The sequence below is a fragment of the Micromonospora sp. D75 genome (genome assembly GCF_018070405.1).
GTDB classification, from domain to species: domain Bacteria; phylum Actinomycetota; class Actinomycetes; order Mycobacteriales; family Micromonosporaceae; genus Micromonospora; species Micromonospora chalcea.
The window spans coordinates 1-14,986 of record NZ_JAGPXV010000070.1; the positions used below are offsets into that span (position 1 = coordinate 1).

The 14,986-nt window shown below is 72.2% G+C and carries 16 protein-coding genes; 11 read left to right on the forward strand and 5 right to left on the reverse strand.

Annotated features, from left to right (window positions below):
* Positions 1–69 precede the first annotated feature (69 nt).
* Positions 70–462 (reverse strand): SSI family serine proteinase inhibitor, encoded by a 393-nt coding sequence (locus KBX39_RS06945; RefSeq protein ID WP_210869644.1) that lies wholly within the window; start codon positions 460–462, stop codon positions 70–72.
* Positions 463–872: 410 nt separating this feature from the next.
* Between KBX39_RS06945 and KBX39_RS06950 the strand changes: the two genes are divergently transcribed.
* From KBX39_RS06950 to KBX39_RS06975, 6 genes are all read left to right on the forward strand, one after another.
* Positions 873–1,904, forward strand: a complete 1,032-nt coding sequence (locus KBX39_RS06950) for an ABC transporter permease (RefSeq protein ID WP_210869646.1) — start codon at positions 873–875, stop codon at positions 1,902–1,904.
* A gap of 59 nt (positions 1,905–1,963) precedes the next feature.
* Positions 1,964–3,709, forward strand: coding sequence for an ABC transporter substrate-binding protein (locus KBX39_RS06955; protein WP_166457614.1), 1,746 nt, complete (start codon positions 1,964–1,966; stop codon positions 3,707–3,709).
* Between the two features lie 64 nt (positions 3,710–3,773).
* Complete coding sequence (locus tag KBX39_RS06960) at positions 3,774–4,763, forward strand: ABC transporter permease (protein WP_043330115.1); 990 nt, start codon at positions 3,774–3,776, stop codon at positions 4,761–4,763.
* 17 nt (positions 4,764–4,780) lie between these two features.
* On the forward strand, positions 4,781–5,845 hold the full coding sequence (locus tag KBX39_RS06965; protein ID WP_210869648.1) for an ABC transporter ATP-binding protein: 1,065 nt from the start codon (positions 4,781–4,783) through the stop codon (positions 5,843–5,845).
* Positions 5,842–6,912, forward strand: a complete 1,071-nt coding sequence (locus tag KBX39_RS06970; protein WP_210869650.1) for an ABC transporter ATP-binding protein — start codon at positions 5,842–5,844, stop codon at positions 6,910–6,912. The genes KBX39_RS06965 and KBX39_RS06970 overlap by 4 nt, the downstream gene beginning before the upstream one ends.
* 266 nt (positions 6,913–7,178) lie before the next feature.
* Positions 7,179–7,409 carry a hypothetical protein gene (locus KBX39_RS06975; RefSeq protein WP_247659939.1) on the forward strand — a complete coding sequence of 77 codons (231 nt, stop codon included), beginning with the start codon at positions 7,179–7,181 and terminating at the stop codon, positions 7,407–7,409.
* Here KBX39_RS06975 and KBX39_RS06980 read toward each other — a convergent pair.
* Positions 7,347–8,054 (reverse strand): phenylalanine--tRNA ligase beta subunit-related protein, encoded by a 708-nt coding sequence (locus KBX39_RS06980; RefSeq protein ID WP_210869652.1) that lies wholly within the window; start codon positions 8,052–8,054, stop codon positions 7,347–7,349. The genes KBX39_RS06975 and KBX39_RS06980 overlap by 63 nt on opposite strands.
* A gap of 24 nt (positions 8,055–8,078) precedes the next feature.
* Positions 8,079–8,687 (reverse strand): LysE family translocator, encoded by a 609-nt coding sequence (locus tag KBX39_RS06985; protein ID WP_210869654.1) that lies wholly within the window; start codon positions 8,685–8,687, stop codon positions 8,079–8,081.
* A gap of 28 nt (positions 8,688–8,715) precedes the next feature.
* Here KBX39_RS06985 and KBX39_RS06990 point away from each other — a divergent pair, with 28 nt between their 5' ends.
* Positions 8,716–10,191 carry a PLP-dependent aminotransferase family protein gene (locus KBX39_RS06990; protein WP_210869656.1) on the forward strand — a complete coding sequence of 492 codons (1,476 nt, stop codon included), beginning with the start codon at positions 8,716–8,718 and terminating at the stop codon, positions 10,189–10,191.
* Here the strand turns inward: KBX39_RS06990 and KBX39_RS06995 are convergent, their stop codons facing one another.
* A complete protein-coding gene (locus tag KBX39_RS06995; protein WP_210869658.1) occupies positions 10,192–11,175 on the reverse strand; it encodes a YafY family protein in 984 nt (327 codons plus the stop codon). It lies immediately after the preceding gene.
* Positions 11,176–11,220: 45 nt separating this feature from the next.
* Here KBX39_RS06995 and KBX39_RS07000 point away from each other — a divergent pair, with 45 nt between their 5' ends.
* Both KBX39_RS07000 and KBX39_RS07005 read left to right on the forward strand, forming a co-directional pair.
* Positions 11,221–11,697 carry a hypothetical protein gene (locus KBX39_RS07000; protein WP_064445908.1) on the forward strand — a complete coding sequence of 159 codons (477 nt, stop codon included), beginning with the start codon at positions 11,221–11,223 and terminating at the stop codon, positions 11,695–11,697.
* On the forward strand, positions 11,697–12,152 hold the full coding sequence (locus tag KBX39_RS07005; RefSeq protein ID WP_210869660.1) for a hypothetical protein: 456 nt from the start codon (positions 11,697–11,699) through the stop codon (positions 12,150–12,152). The genes KBX39_RS07000 and KBX39_RS07005 overlap by 1 nt, the downstream gene beginning before the upstream one ends.
* On the opposite strand, the gene KBX39_RS07010 is transcribed toward KBX39_RS07005, so the two are convergent.
* Positions 12,127–12,807: a TetR/AcrR family transcriptional regulator gene (locus KBX39_RS07010; protein ID WP_064445910.1), complete on the reverse strand. Its 681-nt coding sequence runs from the start codon at positions 12,805–12,807 to the stop codon at positions 12,127–12,129. The genes KBX39_RS07005 and KBX39_RS07010 overlap by 26 nt on opposite strands.
* A gap of 116 nt (positions 12,808–12,923) precedes the next feature.
* On the opposite strand from KBX39_RS07010, the gene KBX39_RS07015 reads away from it, so the two are divergent.
* Both KBX39_RS07015 and KBX39_RS07020 read left to right on the forward strand, forming a co-directional pair.
* Positions 12,924–14,414 (forward strand): NAD(P)/FAD-dependent oxidoreductase, encoded by a 1,491-nt coding sequence (locus KBX39_RS07015; RefSeq protein ID WP_210869662.1) that lies wholly within the window; start codon positions 12,924–12,926, stop codon positions 14,412–14,414.
* A partial coding sequence (locus KBX39_RS07020) for an SDR family oxidoreductase (RefSeq protein WP_210869664.1) occupies positions 14,407–14,986 on the forward strand: 580 nt, incomplete at its 3' end. The genes KBX39_RS07015 and KBX39_RS07020, both read left to right, overlap by 8 nt.

Sequence of the window (14,986 nt, forward strand, 5' to 3'; positions counted from 1 at the left end):
AGGTTGACGGCGACAAAACGGACGGCAACCGCCGCCAACCTCATGATCAACCAGAACGAGAGGGGAGGGTCAGAAGGTGAAGAGGGAGGCGGTGGTGCGCTGCATCAGGCAGGGGTTGGCGAACGTGCGGGTGTAGGAGACCGGGCGGTTCTGCCAGAAGCCTGCGGCGCGGGCGACGACCGGGGCGTACTGGGAGGTGCACGGCGCGCCGTCCACGTCGAGCGCGTCCAGGTCGCCGTCGACGCGGGCGACGAGCCGGCAGGCGGTGATCGGGTCGGGGTGCAGACCGCCGGTCGGCCCGCAGGTCAGCACCGTGGCGCGTACGCCGGCGCCGTCGTCGACGGTGAGCAGCAGCACCGAGGGGGTCTGCGGGCCGGGGCGCGGCGCGGCCTGCGCGGGGGAGGCCGGCGCGCCGAGCGCGGCGACCAGGGCCAGTGCGGCGGTACGTCGGGCGAAGGGCATGGGTGGTCCTTCCGTCGGGGCCCCGGGGTGCGGGGCCGATGGGTGACCCGGTCCGTCGTGCGAACCGGGCCGCCGAGAACCCTAGGCGGACGGTGTGAACGCGAAGAGTCACGAAGTGTTACACCAGCCGACCGCGTCGCACGTTCGGTGTGACATCGGCGTACGGGAATGCCCGAACGGCTGACAACCGCTTCCGCGCCTCGCGTAAACGCATTCCGAATAAGCGTGACGCCTGCCTGAAAGGCTGACAACCAAATCGGCCCGTTATTGCGCCGATGCATTCCGTACGCCGGATCGTTGTCAATGGATGACAACCGGAACGGCCGTTACCGTAACGATTCTTTCCGGTGCTCCGTATCCCTTTACCGTCGGGTGGCAGGGCGTTTTCGCCCCCGTCGGAGGGACTGTTCATGAGCGATCTCTCACACCCGCCGCCCCGGACCACGGCCGCCGAAGCGACCATTCCCGGCCCCGAGATCCAGGCCGACTCCGAACCCGTCGGCCGGACCGCCGAGTTCGTCGGCCGGTCACCGAACCAGCTCGCCTGGCTGCGGCTCAAGCGGGACCGAACGGCCCGGGTCAGCGCCCTGACGCTCCTCGTGGCCGCGGTGGTGGCGCTCGGCGCGCCGCTGCTGGGGCGGCTCACCGGAATCGACCCGACCGACAAGTTCGTCGACCGGTTGAACGATTTCGGAATGCCGATCGGGTATGCCGGCGGGATCAGTTCCGATCATTGGCTGGGCCTTGAGCCGGGCAGTGGCCGGGACATCCTGATGCAACTGGTCTACGGCCTTCGGACGTCGCTGTTCATCGCGTTCACCTCGGCGCTGCTGGCCTCCGGGATCGGCGTCGCGGTCGGTGTGCTGGCCGGATGGGCCAGAGGCTGGCTGGACAGTCTCGTCAACTGGCTGATCGACCTCACGCTGGCGTTCCCGTTCCTCATCTTCGCCCTCGCGGTCATCCCGATCCTGCAGGACCGCTTCTACTCCGACCGGGAGGCGCCGTCGCCGGCCTTCCGGGTGGCGCTGATCGTCGCCACCTTCGGCCTGTTCAGCTGGACGTACACCGCGCGGCTGGTCCGCGGGCAGGTGATCTCGCTGCGGGAGCGGGAGTTCGTCGACGCGGCCCGGGCCGCCGGCGCCGGCACCGCGCACATCCTGCTGCGGCAGCTGCTGCCGAACATCTGGGCGCCGATCCTGGTCACCGTCTCGCTGATGGTGCCCCAGTTCATCGCCATCGAGGCGGCGCTGGCGTTCGTCAACATCGGCGTCACCGAACCCACGCCCGACCTGGGCCGCATGATCTTCAACAGCATCGGCTACGTCGCGAGCGACCCCTGGTACACCCTGTTCCCCGGGTTGACGATCTTCCTGCTGGTCCTGGCGTTCAACCTGCTCGGCGACGCGCTGCGCGACTCGCTGGATCCCCGCTCCACCCGGTAGTCCCCACGGCCATCACACGCCCGGCCGGCGGGGGCCGCCGGGCACGAAGGGAGCACACCGTGCGCGCACGAACCCGGACACTGACAGGTGTCCTCGCCGCGGCGGCGCTGGCCGCCGCCGGCTGCAACCCCACGCCCGACGACAGCGGCGGCGACGACCAGAAGACCAAGACCCAGAGCGGCTCGATCTCGTACGAGGCCGCCGACAACCAGGGCCCGGCGAAGCCCGTCGACGGCGCGTCCCGGGGCGGCACCCTCACCGTCATGCAGCCGGCCGACTTCGAACACCTCGACCCGGCCCGCAACTACGTCAACGTGCAGCAGGTCGCCGGCGGGATGCTCTACCGCCCGCTCAACGGCTACAAGGAGGACGGCACCGGCAAGCTGCTGCTCGTCGGCGACCTGGCCACCAACCCCGGCAAGGACGTCGACGGCGACTGCAAGGTCTGGGAGTTCACGCTGCGCGACGGCGTGCGCTACGAGGACGGCACGCCGGTGAGCAGCAAGGACGTCGCCCACGGCATCGCCCGCTCGTTCGCGGCGAACCTCAACGAGGGCCCGCACTACATCCAGCAGTGGCTCTACCCGGGCGGGGCGTACAACGCCACCTACAAGGGACCGTACGACGGCGGCAAGCCGGTGCCCGACGGCGTCACCACCCCCGACGACCGGACCATCCGGTTCACGTTCCCGCAGCCGCACTGCGACATGCCGTACGCGGCGGCGCTGCCCACCAGCGCGCCGGTGCCCGCCGCCAAGGACACCCGCGCCAACTACGATCTGCGGCCGTTCTCGTCCGGCCCGTACCGGGTGAAGTCCTACCAGCGCGACGTGTCGCTGGAGCTGGAGCGCAACCCGAACTGGGATCCGGCGACCGACCCGATCCGCAACGCGTACCCGGACACGGTCCGGATGACGTTCGGCCTGGAGCAGGCCCAGATCGCCGAGCGGCTGGTCGCCGACGGACCGGCCGACCAGGCGGCGCTGAGCTGGTCGGACGTGCCGCCGTCGGTGCTGCCCCGCACCACCGGCGCCGGCGTCGCCGACCGGGTCGTCCGCGGCCCGACGCAGTACAACTGGGTGCTGAGCATCAACACCCAGCGGGTCACCGACCTGAGCGTACGGCGGGCGCTGAACTACGCGGTCGACAAGGACGCCCTGCTCAAGGTGCTCGGCGGCCAGGCCGCCGGGACACCCGCGACCACGCTGATGTCACCCACCACCGCCGGGTTCGTCCCGTACGACGTGTTCAACGCCCCGGTGACCGGTGACAAGGCGAAGACCGCCGAGCTGCTCGCCGGAAAGCGGCCGAAGCTGGTGCTCGCCCACTCCAGCCTGGAACTGCGTACCCAGCAGGCCGAGGCGCTGCGCAAGAACCTCACCGACATGGGGTTCGACATCGTCATGAAGCCGATCGACAACAGCAGCTACTACGACGAGGTGGGCCGCAAGGACAACCCCTACGACCTGTACCTCACCGGCTGGGGCTCGGACTGGCCCACCGGCTCCACAGTCATCCCGCCGGTCTACGACGGACGGGAGATCGTGGCCGAGGGCAACCAGAACCTGTCGTACCTCGACGAGGCGTCGGTCGGCGCGGAGATCGACCGGGTCCGTGCCCTGCCCGCGGCGGAGCAGGACGCCGGCTGGATGGCGCTCGACCGCATGATCATGGAGAAGTACGCGCCGGTGGTGCCCTGCTACTACGACGCCACCTACGAGCTGCACGGCTCGAAGGTCGGCAACGCCTTCCTCAGCGACGCGTTCGGGATCATCTCGCTCAACGGCATCTACGTGAAGAAGTGACAGCCGCGCGGGGACGGCTGCCACGGCGGCCGTACCCGCGCCCCACCCGGGGGAGGTGCTCCCGTTGCTCCGTTTCGTCGTCCGGCGGCTGCTCGTCGCCGCCCTGACCCTGGTCGTCATCAGCCTCGTCACATTCGGTCTCTTCTTCGCGGTGCCGAGCAGCCCGGCGAAGGTGATGTGCGGCAAGAACTGCACGGCCGAGGACATCGCCCAGGTCGAGCGCCGGCTCGGCATCGACCAGCCGCTGCCCCGGCAGTACGCGGACTTCGTCGGGGGCGTCTTCGCCGGCCGTACCTACGGCGAGGGGGACTTCCGGCAGGACTGCCCGGCGCCCTGCCTGGGTTACTCGTTCCGCAACAACCAGCCGGTCACCGAGATCGTCGCGCAGCGCGCCCCGGTGACGTTCAGCATCGTCCTCGGCGGCGCCGTGCTCTGGCTCGGCCTCGGCATCTCGCTGGGCATGGTGTCGGCGCTGCGCCGGGGTACGGCGTTCGACCGCGCCGCCATCGGCGTCACACTGGCCGGCGCGTCCATGCAGGTCTACTTCTTCGGTCTGATCCTGCTCTACCTGCTGGTCTACTCCACCGGGCTGCTGCCGTTCCCCAGCTACACGCCGCTGACCGAGAGCCCGGCCCGGTGGGCGGCCGGGCTGCTGCTGCCCTGGATGACGCTGGGTTTCCTCAACTCGGCGCTGTACGCCCGGCTGTCCCGGGCGCAGATGCTGGAGACCCTGTCGGAGGACTTCATCCGTACCGCCCGGGCGAAAGGGCTGCCCGCGCGGCAGGTGCACACCCGGCACGCGCTGCGCGCGGCGATCACGCCGATCGTCACCATCGCCGGGCTGGACATCGGCACCAGCCTCGGCGGCACGTTCATCACCGAGACCATCTTCGGCCTCCAGGGCCTCGGCAAGGCGACAGTGGAGGCGGTGCAGTTCCTCAACCTGCCGGTGGTGATGGCGACGGTGCTGCTGGCGGCCGTGTTCATCGTGGTCGCCAACATCGTCGTCGACGTGCTGTACGCGGTGATCGACCCACGGGTCCGGCTGGGCTGAGGAAGGAGGAGACGGACATGGTGGAGCTTCCGGCGCCGCGACGCGGCGAGGACCCGTACCTGCGGGTCACGGATCTGCGGGTGCGGTTCGACACCGAGGACGGTGTCGTCAAGGCCGTGGACGGGGTGTCGTTCTCGGTGGAGCGTGGTCGGACGTTGGGGATCGTGGGGGAGTCCGGGTCCGGTAAGAGCGTCACGTCGCTGGCGATCCTCGGCTTGCACAACGTGAAGCGGACGACCATTTCCGGGGAGATCTCGGTCGGTGGTCGTCAGTTGGTGGGTCTGCGTGAGGAGGAGATTCGTCGGTTGCGGGGCCGGGACATGGCGATGATCTTTCAGGATCCGTTGTCGGCGTTGCATCCGTACTACTCGGTGGGTCGGCAGATCGCGGAGGCGTACCGGGTGCACCACCCCAGAGCCGGAAAACGGGAGGCCCGCAGCCGGGCGGTGGACATGCTCGGCCGGGTCGGCATCCCGCAGCCGGCGAAGCGGTTCGATCAGTTTCCGCATGAGTTCTCGGGTGGGATGCGGCAGCGGGCGATGATCGCGATGGCGCTGGTGAATGATCCGGAGCTGTTGATCGCGGATGAGCCGACGACGGCGCTTGATGTGACGGTGCAGGCGCAGATCCTGGACCTGCTTGCGGATCTGCAGGCGGAGTTCCGGTCGGCGATCATTCTGATCACGCATGACCTGGGTGTGGTGTCTCAGGTGGCTGATGACGTGTTGGTGATGTATGCGGGTCGGGCGGTGGAGCACGGGAGTGTGGAGCGGGTGTTGCGGGCGCCGCAGCATCCGTACACGTGGGGGTTGTTGTCGAGTGTGCCGTCGTTGCACGGTGACGCGGATGCGGACCTGGTGCCGATCCCGGGTAACCCGCCCAGCTTGATCAATCTGCCGTCGGGGTGTGCGTTTCATCCGCGGTGCCGGTGGGCCGGTGTGAACGGTGACCGGTCCCGCAGCGAGATCCCGGAGCTGGGCCCTGCTGGTGCGTCGGGTCATCTGGTGGCGTGTCATCTGCCGGTCGCCGCGCGGGAGCGGATCTACGGGGACGAGGTCGCGCGGGTGGGGGTGGCTCGATGAACGGTGTGACGAACGGGCAGGCGGCGGTGGCGGGCGACGCCGGCCGGCTCGCGGGCGAGCCGCTGCTGTCGGTGCGGGGGCTGACCAAGCATTTCCCGGTGCGGCAGGGGCTGCGCGCGCGGGGTGCGGTGCGGGCTGTCGACGGGCTGGACTTCGATGTGCGGCCGGGTGAGACGCTCGGCCTGGTGGGGGAGTCGGGGTGTGGGAAGACCACGACCGGGCGGATGCTGGTCCGGCTGCTGGAACCCACCTCGGGCAGCATCATGTTCGCGGGGCGGGACATCACCCACGGCGGGCGGCGTGAGCTGCGTGCGCTGCGGCAGGACCTGCAGATCATCTTCCAGGACCCGTACGCCTCGCTGAACCCGCGCCACACGGTCGGGCGGATCGTGGCGATGCCGTTGCAGGTCAACGGCATCACCCCGCCCGGCGGCGTGAAGAAACGGGTCCAGGAGTTGCTGGAACTGGTCGGGCTGAACCCGGAGCACTACAACAGGTACCCGCACGAGTTCTCCGGCGGGCAGCGCCAGCGCATCGGCATCGCCCGCGCCCTGGCGTTGAAACCGAAGCTGATCGTCGCCGACGAACCCGTCTCGGCGCTGGACGTGTCGATCCAGGCGCAGGTCATCAACCTGCTGCGCGACCTGCAACGCGACCTGGACCTGGCGTTCGTGTTCATCGCCCACGACCTCGCCGTCATCCGCCACTTCTGCCACCGCGTCGCCGTCATGTATCTCGGCAAGATCGTCGAGATCGGCGACCGCGACGACATCTACACCCGGCCCCAGCACCCCTACACCCGAGCCCTGCTGTCCGCGATCCCCGACGTCACCACCCTCGGGCCCGCCGGCCGGATCCGCCTCACCGGCGATGTCCCGACCCCGTTGAACCCGCCATCGGGCTGCCGCTTCCGCACCCGCTGCTGGAAAGCCACCGACCACTGCGCCACCGAAGAACCCGCCCTGACCACCCGGGACGACGGCAGGCAGCTCACCGCCTGCCACTACCCGGAGAGCGGACCGGTCGGCATGCCGACCGGCGAACCCGGCAGCAACGAACGCACCTGACCCACGACGGAGCCGGGGACGACCCTGCCCGGCGCAGGGATCAAGCCTGACTGCCCTGAGCCGGGCGCGGTCGCCCCCGGCCGCCGATGCCGGCGTCCGCGCCGGTGACGATCGCGACCCCGGTCGTAGTGCCCGTATCGCTGGGGCATGACCGCGCACTACCCGCACGCGGCGACCTCAACCGGGCGGACGACCCCGTCTCGGCCGCCGGTTTCGTCGGAGGCGGTGGCTAGGGTACGGACGTGATAGCCGATGAGTCCGATGCCGTGACCGTTCGCTTCCTGCGCATGATGAGCGCCGAGCTGCACGCCGAGCGGGCGGGCGACGACTCGCTCGGCCGCACTGTCGAGCTGGCCCGGCAGTGGTGGGGCACCGCCGACGACCGGCTCGCCGACGCCCTGCGCGAGCTGCACGGCGAGCCGGCTGGTCCGGCGTCAGGCGGTTCGGACGGGCACGGCGAACTCCGGGGCCTGCGAGGTGAGCACCCCCGTCCGTGACGGCACGCGCCACTGCTCGGCCAGCGCCGCCGCCAGTTCGTCCAGCATCCGGCGTACGGTCGGCGCCGCCCCGGCGTGCATCGCCTCGATGACCACGAGGACCTCGACGGTGGCGGCCCGTACCGCCGAGGCGCCGCTCTGCCGGTGGCACCAGCGCCGGGCGTGCGCGTGTCCGCCCTCGTCGGCGAAGATCACCTCGCCGGGCGCGGGCTGCTCGGACTCCCCACCGAGGCCGAGATACGACTCGGTGCCGTCGGCCGGGCGCACGGTCAGGTCGCCGTCGATCCCGGCCAGGTCGAGCACGGCGACCGGGACCGCGTACCCGACGGAGAGCGCGTTGCCGAGGTCCACCAGCGGGTGCAGCCGGGGCAGGTCGCCGTCGCGGCGCAGCCGGCGCAGCAGTGACTCGGCCGCGCAGCGGTAGCGCGTCGGCGGGCAGCCCATCCGGGTGAACGCGCGCCGCCACGCCTGGATCTCCGGGAAGCCGCCCTCGGGTGCGGCGGCGAGCCGGTCGCGGGCTACGTCGAGGTGACCGGCGAGGCGCGGCGTGACGTCGGCGTCGGGCGTGATCCCGGTGGCGTGCAGGACGCCGCAGGTCAGCTCGGGGAAGGACGACCAGATCTCGGGGGAGTGCCGGAAACGCACTGGTGAACTCCTTGTCGGCGAGTGCTAGGCGGCGAACGCGAGGCCGAGGCCCAGGGCGAGGAAGCTGCCGGCCACGGCGTGCCGCAGCAGCGCCCTCAGCCGGGGCCGGGCCAGCACGCGGCGGCGCAACGCGCCGGCGAGCACCGCGTACCCGGCGAACACCAGCAGCGTGACCAGCATGAACACCAGGCCGCAGGCGAGCATGCGGACGGGGGCGGCGGGCGTGCCCGGGGGTACGAACTGCGGCAGGAACGCCACGAAGAACACCGTCACCTTCGGGTTCAGCAGGTTCAGCAACACCCCGTCGCGGAACACCGCCGACGCCGGGCGCGGCGGCCGGTCCGCGTCGACGGTGAACGCGCTCCGGTCGCGCCACGCCGACCAGGCCATCCAGAGCAGGTACGCCACGCCCAGCCAGGTCACCACGCGGAACGCCGGGGTGCCGGCGCGCAGCAGCGCGGCCAGGCCGGTCACCGCGGCGATCACGTGCGGAACGAGGCTGAGCGTGGCACCGGCCGCGGCGGCCAGCCCGGCGCGGCGTCCGGCGGTCACGGCGGTGGCGAGCGTGTGCGTCACCCCGGTGCCCGGAGTGACGGCGACGACGAGTGCGGTCAGCAGGAAGGCGATGGTCACCCGTCCAGCCTCTGGCCATAATGGTCCGGTGGACAGGGCCAAAGCCGTCGTTTCCGAGAGGTCCAAATCGGTCGGCGCGGACTTCCTCCAGCTCGATGTGGGCGAGGCCCCGCCCGGCGGCCGCGCGGACTGGCTGGCCGCCCGGCTGCGCTCGGCGATCGCCGACGGCCGCGCGCCAGTAGGCACCCGCCTGCCACCCAGCCGGGTGCTCGCCGCCGAGCTGGGCGTCTCACGCGGCGTGGTGACCGAGGCGTACCAGCGGCTGGGCGAGGACGGCCAGGTCGCCGGGCGCGGCCGGGCCGGCACCGTCGTGGTGGCCACCCCGGCCGCCGTGCGCGCCCGGCCACCCGAGCCGAGGAGAGCACCGGAGGTGTTCACCGGACGGCCCGGCCTCGACGTCTTCGAGGCGCTGCGCGCCGCCCCCGCGAGGGTGGACCTGACGCCCGGCGTACCCGATCTGGCGGCATTTCCCCGCGCGGCCTGGCTGCGGGCCGAGCGGGCCGTGCTGCACCGGGCCACGCCCGCCGCGCTCGGCTACGGCGACCCGACCGGCACGCCCGCGCTGCGGCGGGCCGTCGCGAACTGGCTGGCCCGCAACCGGGGCATCCGCGCCGACCCGGCCGAGGTGGTGGTAGTGGCCGGGGTGTCCCAGGCGCTCGGCCTGCTCGCGCGGGTGCTGCACGAGCGGGGTACGCGCACCGTCGCGGTGGAGGACCCCGGCTCGCTCGGCGTGCGGCAGCACCTCACGTACGCCGGGATGGCGACGCCGCCGGTGCCGGTGGACGACAGGGGCCTGCGCGTCGACGAGCTGGAGCGGTCCGGCGCGCCGGCCGTGCTGCTCACCCCGGCGCACCAGTTCCCGATCGGGGTGGTGCTCGACGGTGAGCGGCGTCGCCGGCTGCTGAGGTGGGCGCGCGACGGCGGCCTGGTGCTGGAGGACGACTACGACGCCGAGCACCGCTACGACCGCCCGCCCGTGCCGGCGCTGCGCGGCATGGCCCCCGACCGGGTCTGCTACACCGGCAGCATCTCCAAGCTGCTCGCCCCGGCCCTGCGGATCGGGTGGACGCTGGTGCCGCCGTCGCTGCGCGCCGACGTGGTGGACGCGAAGCGGACGGCGGATCTGGGCAACGCGGCGCTGCCGCAGCTCGTGCTGGCCGAGCTGATGGAGTCGGGAGCGCTGGAGCGGCACCTGCGGCTGCTGCGCCACCGGCACGTACGCCGCCGGGACGCGATGATCCGGGCGGTCCGCGCGTACCTGCCGGGGGCGGTGGTGCACGGCGCCGCCGCCGGGCTGCACCTGACGGTCACGCTGCCCGGCGACGTGGACGACCTGGCGCTCGCGGCGGCGGCGCTGCGCCGGGGCGTCAAGGTCCACCCGCTGTCCTGGCACGGCCAGCGTCCGCAGCCGCCGGGCCTGGTCCTCGGGTACGCGGCGACCCCGCCGTCGGAGATCGACCGAGCCCTGTCCACAGTCGCCGATGCCCTCCACGCCCTTCCTTGATCAACGAGGGAGAGGTGGGGGGTAGAGGGCGGCCAGGGCGGTGGCGGTGGCGGCCAGGCGGGCGCGCAGCTCTTCCGGGGACAGGACCTCCACGTCGGCGCCGAGCCGCAGCAGGTCGCCGTGGGCGTGGGTGAGCGACTCGATCGGGATGACCGCGCGCACCCAGCCGCTGTCGTCGGGCGGGCCGGCGCTCGCCTCGGCGGCGGCGACCACCACGTCGCTGCCGATCTCGCGCAGCCGGGCGAACCCGCGCGGCGACAGCCGGATGTGCGCCTCGTCGCGGTGCAGCCCGGCCCGGAACTCCACCACGTGGGCGCGCCACCAGGCCGGCAGGTCGAACTCGGGCCGCTCGAACGTCTCGTCCAGCGGGGCCAGGTCGAGGATCTGGTTGACCCGGTAGGTGGCCGGTCCGGCGCGGTCCGGGCGGGCGGCCACGAGATACCAGCGCCCGCCCTTGAGCACCAGCCCGTACGGTTCGAGCACCCGGATCGTCTCGCCGCGCCAGCCCCGGTAGCGCACCCGGATCCGGCGCTCCCGCCACACCGCCTCGGCGGCCTCGGCCAGGTACGGCGACGGGTCGCCGTCGGAGTACCAGCCCGGCGTGTCCAGGTGGAACCGCTGTTCCAGCCGGGCGGCCCGGTCGGCCAGCGGCGCTGGTAGCGCGGCCCGCAGCTTGAGCTGTACGGCGGTGACGACCGACTGGTAGCCCAGTTCGGCGGCAGGTCCGGGCAGCCCGGCGAAGAGCAGCCGGTCTGCCTCCTCGGCGGTCAGCCCGGTCAGCCGGGTTCGCCAGCCCTCCACGAGCCGGTAGCCGCCGTCGTGTCCGGCCTCGCCGTACAGCGGGATGCCGGCGGTGTGCAGCGCCTCGACGTCCCGGTAGATGGTGCGTACCGACACCTCGAGGCGGGTGGCCAGGTCGGCGGCGGTGAGGCGGCCGTGCGCCTGCAGGAGCAGCAGGATGGACAGGAGTCGACTGGCCCGCATTCCGCTGACACTAGCTGTCAGGGGACCGCCCCTACCGTCCCGATCATGGCTTTCCACGACAAGGAGCTGACGGTGCCGGGGACGATCGAGGTCGCCGGCCGGCACGTCAAGCGCTACCACATCGACCAGCCGGACCGTCGCCTCGAACCACGTGTGGTCGAGGCCGCGTACGCGTACCTTCCCAAGCTGCTGCCCGGTCCCGACGGCGGCACCCCGCCGGCGAGCTGGGTGGTGCTGCACCGGGGCGCGGACAGCGGCGCGTACCTGCTGGCGTACACCTGGTTCTTCGACAACGTGGTCGAGTGCCGCATCGCGATCGCCGGGCAGCCCGCGCTCGACTGCCCGGACGACGATCCGGCGCGCTTCGTGGACCTGGAGCGTCCCGGGGTGGGCTGCGTCTGGGAGCTGGGCGTGCTGGAACACGAACGCGCCGCCTGGATCCGGCACGTGCTCGCGCCGGACCGACCGGACCTGGCCGGCTACCTGGCCGACGCCCGGGCCGAGGGGCCGGTGGGATTCTGATGGGCGACTTCGACTTCCTCGTCGGCACCTGGGACGTGACCAACCGGCGCCTGCGGCAGCGCCATGTCGGCAGCGACGACTGGGACGAGTTCGCCGGTGTCAGCGAGGCCCGCTCGTTCTTCGACGGCGCGGGCAGCTTCGACGAGATGCGCTGCCCCGGCCGGGGCTTCTCCGGCTCGTCGGTACGCGTCCTGAACCCGGCGACCGGGCTGTGGTCGATCTACTGGATGCACAGCGCGCGGGGCGTGCTGGAGCAGCCGCCGGTGGTGGGCCGGTTCACCGACGGCGTCGGTGAGTTCCACGCCGACGACACCGACGAGGGCCGCCCGGTGCGCTGCCTGTTCCTCTGGTCGGCGATCACCCCGGTCTCCTGCCGCTGGGAGCAGGCGTTCTCCACCGACGGCGGGCACGCCTGGGAGACCAACTGGGTCATGGAGTTCCGGCGGACGGCATGACCGGCGGGGTGGTGGTCCGGTAGATCGCGGTCAGCCAGACGTCGAGCAGCACGTCGACCACGTCCCGCTCGGCCACCGCCGGGCCGTCCCCGGCGAACGTGGCGTACCAGACCCGTTCGTTCATCGAGTTCAGCGCGATCGAGAGGTCCCGGGCGGGCAGCCCGTCCGGGGCCGCGCCGCGTGCGCGTTCGGTCTCGATAGCGGCCTGCACCGCGCGGACCCAGCGTTCCAGCACCTCGGCCCAGAGCCGCCGCACCTCGGCGTTGGTGCCGCGTACCTGGGCGCAGGCCAGTACCACGTCCCGGTGCCCGCCGAACGTGGCGTGGAACCGGGCGATCAGCTCCCGCCAGTGGGCGCGCGGGTCCTCGGCGAGCCGGTCGAACACGCCGCCGGCCGCCGCGTCGGCCTCCTCGGTGACCCGGTCCAGCAGCGTGAGCAGCACCGCGTCCTTGGACGGGAAGTAGAAGTAGAACGTGGGACGGGAGATGCCCGCGCCGCGCGCCAGGTCGTCGATGGAGATGTCGCCGAACGCGCGCTGCCGCAGCAGCCGCTCGGCGGTGGCCAGGATCGCGGTCTCCCGCTCGTCGCCGGCGGAGCGGCCGGCCCGCCGCCCGCGGCTGGGCGCGGCGCCGGCCGGCGTACGGGCGGTGGTCATGTCGGCTGATGCTACACCCGCTCAACACCCTGTCGATTAAGCTCGACACGGTGTTGACTGCGCTCGACGGCGATGGATAGTGTCCGGTCCACCGCCGGTGCGAACGGGAGAAACCGATGGCCGCAGACCACGTCGACGTCCTCATCGTCGGGGCCGGCCTGTCCGGCATCGGCGCCGCCGTCCACCTCGGACGCGAGTGCCCCGGCAAGACCTACGCGGTGCTGGAGGCCCGGGGCGCCATCGGCGGCACCTGGGACCTGTTCCGCTACCCGGGCATCCGCTCCGACTCCGACATGTACACCCTCGGCTACTCGTTCAAGCCGTGGACCGACCCGAAGGCCATCGCCGACGGCGACTCCATCCGGGCGTACGTGCGCCAGACCGCCCGCGAGTACGACGTCGAGCGGCACATCCGCTTCCACCACCGGGCCGTGCGCGCGGAATGGGACAGCGCCACCGCCCGCTGGACGGTCCACGCCCGCCGCGACGACACCGGCGAGGACGTCACCATCACCTGCGGGTTCCTGTTCACCAACTCCGGCTACTACCGCTACGACTCCGGCTACACGCCGCGTTTCCCCGGCGTCGAGCGGTACGCCGGTACGCTCGTGCACCCGCAGCACTGGCCCGACGACCTGGACTACACCGGCAAGCGGGTCGTGGTGATCGGCAGCGGCGCCACAGCCGTCACCCTCGTGCCGGCGATGGCCGAGCGGGCCGCCCACGTCACCATGCTCCAGCGCTCACCCACGTACGTGATCGCGCTGCCCTCGCGCGACCCGTTCGCCGACGCCGCGCGGCGCTGGCTGCCCCCGAAGGCCGCGTACACGGTGGCGCGGTGGAAGAACGTCGCGCTCGGGGTGGCAAACTTCCAGCTCAGCCGACGTGCCCCCGGCGTGGTGAAGCGGTTCCTGCGCCGGGCCGCGAAGGGCCGGCTGCCCGCCGGGTACGACGTCGAGCGGCACTTCTCGCCCCGGTACGACCCGTGGGACCAGCGCCTGTGCGTGGTGCCGGACGGCGACCTGTTCACCGTGCTGCGCGAGGGACGCGCGTCGGTGGTCACCGACACCATCGACACGTTCACCGAGCACGGGCTCCGGCTCGCCTCCGGCGAGGAGCTGCCCGCCGACATCGTGGTCACCGCCACCGGCCTGAACCTGCTCGCGCTCGGCGGCATGACCCTGGCGGTCGACGGCGCCGACGTCGACCTCGCCTCGACGGTGGCCTACAAGGGCATGATGCTGTCCGGCGTGCCGAACTTCGCCATGACGATCGGCTACACGAACGCCTCGTGGACGCTCAAGGCCGACCTCGTCGCCACGTACGTCTGCCGGCTGCTGCGCCACCTCGACGAGACCGGCCAGCAGATCGTCACGCCGCTCGCCCCGGACACCGACGACCTGGCGCCGATCATCGACCTGCAGTCCGGCTACGTGCTGCGCGCCGTCGACCAGCTGCCCAAGCAGGGGCCGCGCGCGCCGTGGCGGCTGCACCAGAACTACCCCCGCGACGTACGCTTGATGCGGCACGGCCCGCTCACCGACGGCGTACGCTTCGCCCGCGCCGGTGTGCCCGCCGCCGCCACCCCGGGAGGATCTGATGCGTGACCTCGTCTTTCCCGGCGGCACCGCGGTGCTCACCGGCGCGGCGAGCGGCATCGGCGCGGCGCTGGCCCACGGCCTGGCCCGGCGCGGCGCCGACCTGGTCCTGCTCGACCGCGACGCCGACGGCCTGACCTCGGTCGCCGCCGCGATCTCGGCGGCGCACCCGGTCCTGCGGGTCGAGACGCACGTGGTCGACCTCGCCGACGCCGAGGCCACCGAGCGGGTCGCCGCCGGGATCCACCGCGCGCATCCCCGCATCCGGCTGCTGATCAACAACGCCGGGGTGGCGCTGGGCGGGCGTTTCGACCAGGTCACAGTGGAGGAGTTCCTCTGGGTCGTCGAGATCAACTTCCGGGCGGTGGTACGCCTGACCCACGCGCTGCTGCCCGCGCTCAAGGCCGAACCCGGCGCGCACCTGGTCAACGTCTCCAGCCTGTTCGGCATCATCGCGCCCGCCGGGCAGGCCGCGTACGCGGCGAGCAAGTTCGCCGTCCGCGGCTTCACCGAGGCGCTGCGGCACGAACTCGTCGACGACGGCGTCGGCGTCACGTCGGTGCACCCGGGCGGCATCCGCA

What these genes read in the sequence shown, in the direction of transcription:
- KBX39_RS06945 (WP_210869644.1), bottom strand. Translation starts at nt 462, where the DNA reads ATGCCCTTCGCCCGACGTACCGCCGCACTGGCCCTGGTCGCCGCGCTC.
- KBX39_RS06950 (WP_210869646.1), top strand. Translation starts at nt 873, where the DNA reads ATGAGCGATCTCTCACACCCGCCGCCCCGGACCACGGCCGCCGAAGCG.
- KBX39_RS06965 (WP_210869648.1), top strand. Translation starts at nt 4,781, where the DNA reads ATGGTGGAGCTTCCGGCGCCGCGACGCGGCGAGGACCCGTACCTGCGG.
- KBX39_RS06970 (WP_210869650.1), top strand. Translation starts at nt 5,842, where the DNA reads ATGAACGGTGTGACGAACGGGCAGGCGGCGGTGGCGGGCGACGCCGGC.
- KBX39_RS06995 (WP_210869658.1), bottom strand. Translation starts at nt 11,175, where the DNA reads ATGCGGGCCAGTCGACTCCTGTCCATCCTGCTGCTCCTGCAGGCGCAC.
- KBX39_RS07000 (WP_064445908.1), top strand. Translation starts at nt 11,221, where the DNA reads ATGGCTTTCCACGACAAGGAGCTGACGGTGCCGGGGACGATCGAGGTC.
- KBX39_RS07005 (WP_210869660.1), top strand. Translation starts at nt 11,697, where the DNA reads ATGGGCGACTTCGACTTCCTCGTCGGCACCTGGGACGTGACCAACCGG.
- KBX39_RS07010 (WP_064445910.1), bottom strand. Translation starts at nt 12,807, where the DNA reads ATGACCACCGCCCGTACGCCGGCCGGCGCCGCGCCCAGCCGCGGGCGG.
- KBX39_RS07015 (WP_210869662.1), top strand. Translation starts at nt 12,924, where the DNA reads ATGGCCGCAGACCACGTCGACGTCCTCATCGTCGGGGCCGGCCTGTCC.